This window comes from Mycobacterium sp. NGS27, assembly GCF_059813005.1.
In genome coordinates this window covers 1-10,178 of record NZ_JCALDT010000016.1, presented here as the reverse complement: position 1 = coordinate 10,178, position 10,178 = coordinate 1, and the positions used below count along the sequence as shown (strand labels likewise).

Annotated in this window: 1 protein-coding gene; it reads left to right on the top strand. The window is 68.3% G+C overall.

What is annotated here, in order from left to right:
* Positions 1-10,178: amino acid adenylation domain-containing protein (locus AC5Y30_RS25345; protein ID WP_499922030.1), on the top strand; the 10,178-nt coding region annotated here is incomplete at both ends.

The following is a 10,178-nucleotide window of genomic DNA, read 5'->3' as shown; positions in this document are numbered from 1 at the left end:
CCCCCCACCCCGGACGACATCGCCTACCTGATCTACACCTCCGGCACCACCGGAACCCCCAAAGGCACCGCCATCACCCACCGGAACGCCACCCGGTTGTTTGAGTCACTTGCTGCCGACCTGGAGTTCGCACCCGGCCAGGTGTGGACGCAGTTCCACTCCTGTGCCTTCGACTTCTCGGTGTGGGAGATCTGGGGGGCGCTGCTGCACGGCGGACGCCTGGTGGTGGTACCCGACGAGGTCACCCGCTCCCCGCAAGACTTCCACGCCCTGCTCGTCGCCGAACACGTCAACGTCTTAAGCCAAACCCCCTCGGCGTTCTATGCGCTGCAAAACGCCGACGCACTACAGTCCGATGCGGCGCATCAGCTTGAGCTTGACACTGTGGTGTTCGGCGGCGAAGCGCTTGAGCCACAGCGTCTTCGAACTTGGCTGAACAGCCACCCTGCCCGACCGCGCTTGATCAACATGTATGGCATCACCGAGACAACGGTGCATGCCTCGTTGCGCGAGATCGGCAGCGCCGACACCGACCGCAATGCCAGTCCCATCGGCGTCCCATTGGCAGATCTGGCGTTCTTCGTCCTCGATGGGTGGTTGCGTCCGGTGCCGCTCGGGGTGGTCGGTGAGTTGTATGTGGCCGGCGCCGGGGTGGGGGTCGGTTATGTGGGCCGCGCGGGGTTGACCGGGTCGCGGTTTGTGGCCTGCCCCTTCGGCGGCCACGACGCACCCGCACAGCGGATGTATCGGACCGGGGATCTGGTGTGTTGGCGCCCTGATGGGCAGCTGGACTACCTCGGCCGCGCCGACGAACAGGTCAAGATCCGCGGCTACCGCATCGAACTCGGCGAAATCGAAGCCGCCCTGGCCGGGCTGGCCGGGGTGGACCAGGCGGTCGTCATCGCCCGCGAAGACCAGCCCGGCGACAAACGCCTCATCGGCTACATCACCGGCGATGCCGACCCCGCGAAGATTCGCGCCACACTGGCCGAGCGCCTACCGGCCTACATGGTGCCGACGGCGGTCGTGGCGCTCCCTGCGTTGCCGCTGACGGTCAACGGCAAGCTCGACACCCGCGCGCTGCCGGCCCCGGACTACACCGATGCCGAGCGATACCGCGCCCCCGCCACCGCGGTCGAAGAGATCCTGACGGGCATCTACGCCCAGGTCCTCGGACTCGAGCGCGTCGGGATCGATGACTCCTTCTTCGAGCTGGGCGGCGACAGCATTTCGGCGATGCGGGTGATCTCCGCGATCAACACCAGCCTGGATTCGAGTCTGTCGGTGCGCACAGTATTCGAGGCACCCACGGTCGCCCAGTTGGCCCCACGCATCGGCGGGGAGGCGGGTCGGCGTACGCCGTTGGTCCCCGCGCAGCGGCCGGCGGTGATTCCGTTGTCGTTCGCCCAGCAGCGGTTGTGGTTCCTCAACCGATTCGAGGGCGGGGTTGCGACCTACAACATTCCGACCGCTTTCCGGATGAGCGGAGCGCTGGACGTCGACGCGCTGAACGCGGCACTCGATGACGTAATCGACCGGCATGAATCGTTGCGCACCATATTCCCCGACACTGACGGTGTGCCGTTCCAAAAGGTGCTGCCGGCCCGGGCCGGGATGTGGCGGCGCGGAGGCACCACGGTGACGTCGTTGTCGGAGCAGGATGTCGTCGGCGAATTGGTGCTGTTGGCGGGCTATCGGTTTGATCTGTCGACGGAGATCCCGATTCGTGCGCAGATCTATTCGGTGGGTACCGAACAGCATGTGCTCGGGATTGTGGTGCACCACATCGCTTTTGACGGGTGGTCGCTGGCTCCGATGGTCCGCGATGTGGCCGAGGCGTATCGGGCGCGCCGGCAGGGCCGGGCCCCGCAGTGGGCGCCGTTGCCGGTGCAATACGTCGATTACACACTGTGGCAACGGGATTGCCTGGGGGCGGAGTCCGATCCCGACAGTGTGATCGCCGGGCAGTTGCGCTACTGGCGGCACGAGTTGGCCGACCTGCCGGAGGTGGCGTCGTTGCCGACCGATCACGCCCGGCCGCCGGTGCCGAGTTACCGCGGTGACGCGGTGGAGATTCGCATCGAGCCGCAGGTATGGGCGCGTACCAAGGCGCTGGCGACGGCGCATAACGCGACGGCCTCGATGGTCCTGCAGGCGGCCTTGGCGGTGGTGTTGCACCGTGTCGGCGTCGGTGAGGACGTGGTGCTGGGTGCGCCGATCGCCGGACGGCAGGATTCGGCGCTTGACGAGCTCGTCGGGTTCTTCGTCAACACGTGGGTGTTGCGGGTGGGGGTGAATCCTCGGCAGCGGTTCAGCGAGGTGCTCCAACAGGTGCGGCAGAAGGCGCTGGATGCCTACGGCAACCAGGATGTGCCGTTCGAGCGACTGGTCGAGCAGCTCAACCCGGCCCGCTCCACTGCGCATCACCCGCTGTTCCAGGTGGCCATGGTCTTCCAGAACAATGTGCGACCCGAAGTTTTGACGTTCGACGGCCTCGGCGTCGAGCCGTTGGGGGGGTCGACGCGCACCGCCAAGTTCGACCTGGATTTCCATCTCAGCGAGGTGCGCACTGAAGACTCGGATGCGCCGATGGCCGCCGGGGTGGTGACGTATGCGACCGATCTGTATGACCGAACCACCATTGAGCGGTTGGTCACCTGGTTTGGCCGGGTGATCGAGGTGGCCGCGGCCGATGCGTCGGTGGCGGTGGGCGATGTCGCGTTGCTGGATCGCGGTGAGCGTGAGCTGGTGCTGTCGGGATGGTCCGGCGTCGCCGCGGGGGCGCCGGTCGGCGTGGCGCCGCAGTTGCTGGCCGCGGCGGTTTCGGCCGACGCGGACGCGGTGGCGGTGGTCGACGGTGCCCGAGAGTTGTCGTATCGCCAGCTCGACGAGTGGTCGACGCGGTTGGCGCGGGTGCTGATCGAGGCTGGGGTCGGTCCGGAGCGCGCCGTGGGCGTGGCGATGGATCGCTCGGTGGAGTTGGTGGTGGCGTGGTGGGCCGTGGTCAAGGCCGGTGGCGTGTACGTGCCGCTGGATCGAGCCCATCCGCCCGAACGTGTCGCCACGGTGTTGGACGCGGTGGCGGCGGTATGTGTGCTGACTTGTGGTGGGGACCCTGTGACCGCGGCCGGGGCGCGCCCGGTGCTGCGGATCGACGGCCTGGACGTGTCCGAGCGCCGTGCGGACCCGATCATCGACGCCGACCGCCTGGCGCCGCTGGGAGCGGACGACACCGCCTACGTCATCTTCACTTCCGGGTCTACCGGTGTCCCGAAGGGCGTGGCGGTCAGCCATGCCGGTTTGTTGGGAATGGTTGCGGCGCAACGCAATGTCTTCGGGTCGGCCGCGGATGCGCGGGTATTGATGGTCTCGGTGCCGACCTTCGATGCCTCGGTGTTCGAGTTGTTGTGGGCGGTGGGATCCGGAGCGACGTTGGTGGTGGCCCCGCCGCAGGTGTACGCCGGCGAGGCATTGACCGGATTGCTCCAGACCCGGCGCGTCACCGCGGCCGTGATGACCCCGTCGGTCGTGTCGTCGCTGGATCGGGACCGGCTGGACGGGTTAAACACGCTGGTCACCATGGGCGAGGCCTGCCCACCGCAGCTGGTGGCCGCTTGGGCCCCGGGGCGGCGACTCTTCAACGCATACGGTCCCACGGAGGCCACGATCTGGGCCTCGTGCAGTGCGCCGCTGTCGGCGGGGCAGCCGATCACCATCGGTGCCCCGATTCCGGGGATGTGCGCTTTGGTGCTCGATGCGCGGTTGAACCCGGCGCCGATCGGGGTGGTGGGCGAGCTGTACTTGAGCGGGCCGGCACTGGCGCAGGGCTATGTGGGCCGCCCCGAGTTGACCGCGGAACGGTTCGTCGCCAACCCGCATGTGGGTCGGGGGACGCGCATGTATCGCACCGGCGACCTGGTGCGCTGGACCCACGCCGCCACCCTGGACTATCTGGGCCGCGCCGACACCCAGATCAAACTGCGCGGACAACGCATCGAACTCGGGGAAATCGAGAACACGCTGTTGGCCTGCCCCCAGGTCGACCGGGCCGCCGTCACCGTGCATCACAGCACCGCCGGCTCTCACCTGATCGCCTACATCACCGTCGATCGCACCAGCAGCGCCGACCGCGACGCCGAAGCCGTCGAAGAGTGGCAACACCTGTATGACGAGCTGTACGGCGCCGAATCCGAGGCGCCGGGATTCGGCATGGATTTCCGGGGCTGGAACAGCAGCTACACCGACGACCCGATTCCGCTAGAGGAGATGGTGGAGTGGCGTGCCGCCACCGTGGATCGGATCATGGCCCTGCGGCCGCGGCGGGTGTTGGAGATCGGCGTCGGGTCCGGACTGGTTTTGTCGCAGATCGCCCCGGTGTGCGAGCGCTACGTCGCCACGGACATGTCCGCGGTCGTTATCGACGAGCTCGCCCGCTCGCTGGAGCAGTTGCAGATCCCTTGGCGCGATCGGGTCGAGCTGCTGACCCAACCGGCCCACGTCACCGAGGCATTGCCGCAGGGCTACTTCGACACCATCATTCTCAACTCGGTCGTGCAGTACTTCCCCAACGCGGGATATCTGTCTGACCTCATCGACAACGCCATGGATCTGCTGGCCCCCGGCGGGTCGCTGTTCATCGGCGACGTGCGTAACCACAGCCTGCAGGGCGCGTTCCAAACCCGGGTCGCGCTGGCCCACACCCCGTCCACCGACGCCGCCGAGATTCGTCAACGGGTCCAGTCCGCCATGCTCGGCGAGCCCGAATTGCTGCTCGCCCCAGAGTTTTTCGCCGCCCTGGCCGACAGTCACGCATCCGTGGCCGGAGTCGACATCGAAGTCAAACGCGGATTCGCCGACAACGAGCTCAACCGGTATCGCTACGACGTCATCTTCTTCAAGGCTCCCGCCCCGGTGCGCTCGCTGGCCGGCGCACCCATGTGGGCCTGGACCGAATGCGCCGACCTGGACGGGCTGCACGCGCGGCTCCTGTCCCAACGCCCCGCCACCGTTCGCGTCACCGACATCCCCCACGCCGGAGTGACCGACGACGTCCGCGTCGAACGCGACCTTGCCGCCGGGCTGCACCCGGCCGAAGCAGCGGCCCAAGGCACCACCGAGAACGCGGGCGTCGTTGCCGAAGAATTGCACCGCCTCGGTGAAACCACCGGCTACCGCGTCGCCGTCACCTGGGGAGCTCAGGCCGGCACCCTGGATGCCGTCTTCATCGCCCCGGACGACCGCGATGGCCGGCATTCCGCACCGCTGACCGACCTCTACCTGCCCCCCGCCGGGGCGGACCGAGGCGGGGCCGATGCGAACGACCCGCACACCAACACCAAGGTCAGCGCAGTGCGTCAGCGGTTGAGCGCGCGGTTGCCCGAGTACATGGTGCCGACGCAAATCGTGGTGCTCGAGAAGTTCCCCCTGACCTCCTCGGGCAAGCTCGACCGCAAGGCGTTGCCGGCACCGTTGTTTGCCGGTGCACCGTTCAGGGCGCCACACACGGACACCGAGAAGCTTGTCGCCGAGGTGTTCGCCGAGGTGTTGGGGGCAAGTCGCGTCGGGCTTGACGACGATTTCTTCGCCCTCGGCGGTGATTCGCTGATCGCCACCCGGGTGAGCGCGCGGCTGCAGTTGGCATTGGGCCGGGAAGTGCCGGTGCGCTACCTGTTCGACGCGTCCACCGTCGGGACTCTGGCGCAGTATCTGGACCGGCACCGTGGCGGCGCGGCTCGGCCGCCCATGAAGCAGATGCCGCGTCCGCCGCGGATCCCGTTGTCGTACGCCCAAAGCCGGTTGTGGTTCCTTGACCAATTGCAGGGCCCCTTACCGATTTACAGCATGCCCGCGTCCTTCCGGCTGCGCGGGCGGCTTGATGCCGACGCGTTGGGTGCGGCGCTGGCCGATGTGGTTGGCCGCCACGAGAGCCTGCGCACCGTGTTTGCGGCGCACGAGGGCACCCCCCAGCAGGTGGTGGTGCCCGCCGAGCAGGCCCACTTCGGGTGGGACGTCGTCGACGCGGCCGGCTGGCCCACCAGCCAATTGAGTGAGGCCATCGGCGCGGCGGCACGCTATACGTTTGATCTGGCCAGCGAAATCCCCTTGCGCGCTTGGCTTTTCCGCGTGGCCGACGACGAGCACGTGCTGATGATCGTGGTGCACCATATCGCGGCGGACGGCGGGTCTATCGCGCCGCTGGCGCGCGATTTGGGTGTGGCGTATGCCAGCCGACGCGCGGGACGGGCCCCCGACTGGGCGCCGTTGCCGGTGCAGTATGCCGACTATGCCCTGTGGCAGCGCGAGCAATTCGGTGATCTGGCGGACAGCGCGAGCCCCATAGCCGCGCAGCTGGGCTTTTGGGAGGATGCCCTCGCCGGTATGCCCGAACGCCTGCAACTTCCCACCGATCGGCCCTATCCGCCGGTTGCCGATTACCGCGGCGCCGATGTGGCGGTCAATTGGCCGCCGGAGCTACAGCAGCGGGTGCAGCGGGTTGCTCGTGAGCACAATGCGACAAGTTTCATGGTGGTGCAGGCCGCCCTGGCGGTGCTGCTGGGGAAGATCAGCGCCAGCAGCGACGTCGCGGTGGGTTTCCCGGTCGCCGGGCGCCGCGACCCCGAACTCGATGGCTTGGTCGGCTGTTTCTTCAACACCTTGGTGCTCCGCGTCGACCTGGAGGGCGATCCCACTGTCGCGGAGCTGCTGGCCCAGGTGCGGCGGCGCAGCCTGGCCGCGTATGAGCACCAAGACGTGCCTTTCGAGCTGATCGTCGAGCGGCTCAACCCGACCCGATCGCTCAGCCATTCCCCGCTGATCCAGGTGGTGTTGGGCTGGCAGAACCTGACCTGGCAGAACAACGGCCCCGACGCCGCAACGACCTTGGGTGATCTGCAGGCCACACCCGTGCCGGTCGACACCCGCACCGCCCGGATGGACCTTTCGTTCTTCCTGTCCGAACGCTGGACGGAGGCCGGTGAACCGGCCGGGATCGGCGGCACGGTCGAATTCCGCGCCGACGTTTTCGACGCCACCAGCATCGAAGTGCTGATCATTCGGCTGGAGCGGGTGCTGACGGCGCTCACGGCCGACCCGACGCGGCGGTTGTCGGCGATGGATCTGCTTGATGCGGCCGAGCACGACCGGCTGGGCCGGTGGGGCAACCGGGCGGTGCTGACGGAGGCGGCGCCCACGCCGGTATCGGTTCCGGCGTTGTTCGCCGCGCAAGTGACCCGTACCCCCGATGCCCCGGCGCTGACCTGCGCGCAGCACTCGTGGACCTACCGCGAGCTCGACGAGGCGGCGAACCGGTTGGCGCACCTGCTCATCGGCCGCGGTGCCCGCCCGGGCGAGCGCGTCGCGCTGGTGCTGCCCCGTTCGGCGGAGGCGATCGTGGCGATCCTGGCGGTGCTCAAGACCGGGGCGGCCTACCTGCCGATCGACGCGACGCTACCCGCAGCGCGGATCGAGTTCATGGTTGCCGACGCCGCGCCGACCGCCGCCATCACCACCGCCGCTCTTGCCGGCCGGCTGGACGGACATGACCTCGCGATCATCGATGTCAACGACGAGGCCGTTGCTGCGCAACCGAGCACCGCATTGCCCGGGCCGGCGCCCGGCGATCTCGCATACCTCATTTACACCTCCGGCACCACCGGGACACCCAAGGGCGTGGCCATTACCCACCAGAACGTGGCCCAACTGTTGACCTCGCTGGATCCGCGACTCGCGGCGCCGGGGCGGGTCCGGACGCAATGGCACTCCTACAGCTTCGACATCTCGGGCTGGGAGATCTTCGGTGCGCTGCTGCACGGCGGGCGGCTGGTGGTGGTGCCCGACGCGGTGGCCCGCTCGGCGGAAGATTTTCACGCCTTGCTGGTCGCCGAACAGGTCAGCGTCTTGAGCCAGACCCCGTCCGCGGCGGGCATGTTGTCGCCCGACGGCTTGGATTCGGTCACCCTGCTGGTGGGCGGCGAGGCGTGTCCGGCCGAGGTGGTGGATCGGTGGGCTCCGGGGCGGCTCATGATCAACGAATACGGTCCCACCGAGACCACCATGTGGGTGGCCCTGAGCGCGCCGCTGACAGCGGGTTCCGGAGCGCCGCCGATCGGCTCGCCGGTGGCACATGCGGCATTCTTCGTGCTGGACGCGTCCTTGCGCCCGGTGCCGGCCGGCGTGGTCGGCGAGTTGTACGTGGCCGGAGCCGGGGTGGGGTGCGGTTACTGGCGGCGCGCGGGTTTGACCGCGTCGCGGTTCGTGGCCTGCCCGTTCGGTGGCGCGGGCGCACGGATGTATCGCACCGGCGATCTGGTGTTCTGGGGCGCTGACGGGCAGTTGCGGTATCTGGGGCGCGCTGATGAGCAGGTCAAGATCCGCGGCTATCGCATCGAATTGGGTGAGATCCAGGCGGCGCTGGCTGCGGTGGACGGGGTGGAGCAGGCCGCGGTGATCGCCCGCGAGGACCAACCGGGCGACAAACGTCTGGTCGGCTATGTCACCGGCAGCAGCGTCGACCCGGCCCGGGCGCGTGCGGCGCTGGCCGAGGGGCTCCCGGCCTACATGGTTCCGGCCGCGGTGGTGGTTCTGGAGGCGTTACCACTGACGGTCAACGGCAAGCTTGATCGGCGGGCGCTGCCGGCACCCGAATACACCGATGCCGACCACTACCGGGCCCCGAGCAACGCGGTCGAGGAGATCCTGGCCGGCATCTACGCCGATGTCCTCGGCATCGAGCGCGTCGGGGTCGACGATTCGTTCTTCAATCTGGGTGGGGACTCGCTGTCGGCGATGCGCCTGGTCGCCGCGATCAACAGCGGCCTGGATGCCGGCGTTTCGGTGCGGGCGGTGTTCGAGGCCCCCACGGTTGCCCAGTTGGCGCCCCGTATCGACGCGGAGGCGGGTGGGGTAGCGCCATTGGTGGCGGGCGAGCGACCCGCCGTCGTTCCGTTGTCGTTCGCGCAACAGCGGTTGTGGTTCATCGAGCAGTTGCAGGGGCCCTCCCCGGTGTACAACATGCCGGTGGTGTTGCGGCTGCGCGGGCCGCTGGACGCCGAGGCGTTGGGTGCGGCGCTGGCAGATGTCGTTGGCCGCCACGAGAGTCTGCGCACGCTGTTCCCCGCGGTCGACGGCATAGGCCGGCAGGTGATCATTCCCGTTGAACGCGCCGACTTCGGCTGGCAGATCATCGACGCCACCGGCTGGGCGGCAAGCCACGTGGATGACGCCGTCGACAGCGCGGCGCGTCGCCCGTTTCACCTTTCCACCGAGATCCCCTTGCGGGCACAGCTTTTCCGCATCACCGGCGACGAGCACGTGTTGGTGGCCGCGGTGCATCACATCGCCGCCGACGGGTTGTCGATCACCCCGCTGATACGTGACCTCGGTGTCGCGTACGCCAGCCGGTGCGCGGGACAAGCCCCGGGGTGGGCGCCATTGCCGGTGCAATACGTCGACTACACACTCTGGCAACGCGAGCAGCTGGGTGAGCTCGACGACGCCCAGAGCCGCATCGCTGCGCAGCTGACCTACTGGGAGCAGGCCCTGGCCGGGATGCCCGAGCGGCTGCAGCTGCCGACCGACCGGCCCTACCCACCGGTGGCCGACTATCGCGGCGCCAGCGTGACGGTGGACTGGCCGGCGGGCTTGCAGCAGCAGATCGCGCGGGTGGCCCGGGAGCACAACGCGTCCAGTTTCATGGTGATCCAAGCTGCCCTGGCGGTGCTGCTGTCGAAGCTGAGCGCCAGTCCCGATGTGGCGGTGGGCTTCCCGATCGCCGGGCGGCGGGACCCGGCGCTCAACGACCTGGTGGGCTTTTTCGTAAACACCTCGGTGCTGCGGGTCCAGTTGACCGGAGATCCCAGCGTGGCCGAGCTGCTGGCGCAGGTGCGCGCGCGAAGCCTGGCCGCCTACGAACACCAGGATGTGCCCTTCGAGGTGCTCGTCGAGCGGCTCAACCCGACCCGAAGCCTGTCCCATCACCCGCTGGTGCAGGTGGTGCTGGCCTGGCAGAACTTCGCCGGTCAAGACAACAACCTCACCGGCGAATTGGGCTTGGGTGACCTGCAGGTGACGTCACGGCCGGTGGACACTCACACCGCTCGTATGGACTTGACCTTCTCACTGGCCGAACGCTGGACCGGCACCGGTGAGCCCGCCGGGATCGGCGGCGCGGTCGAATTCCG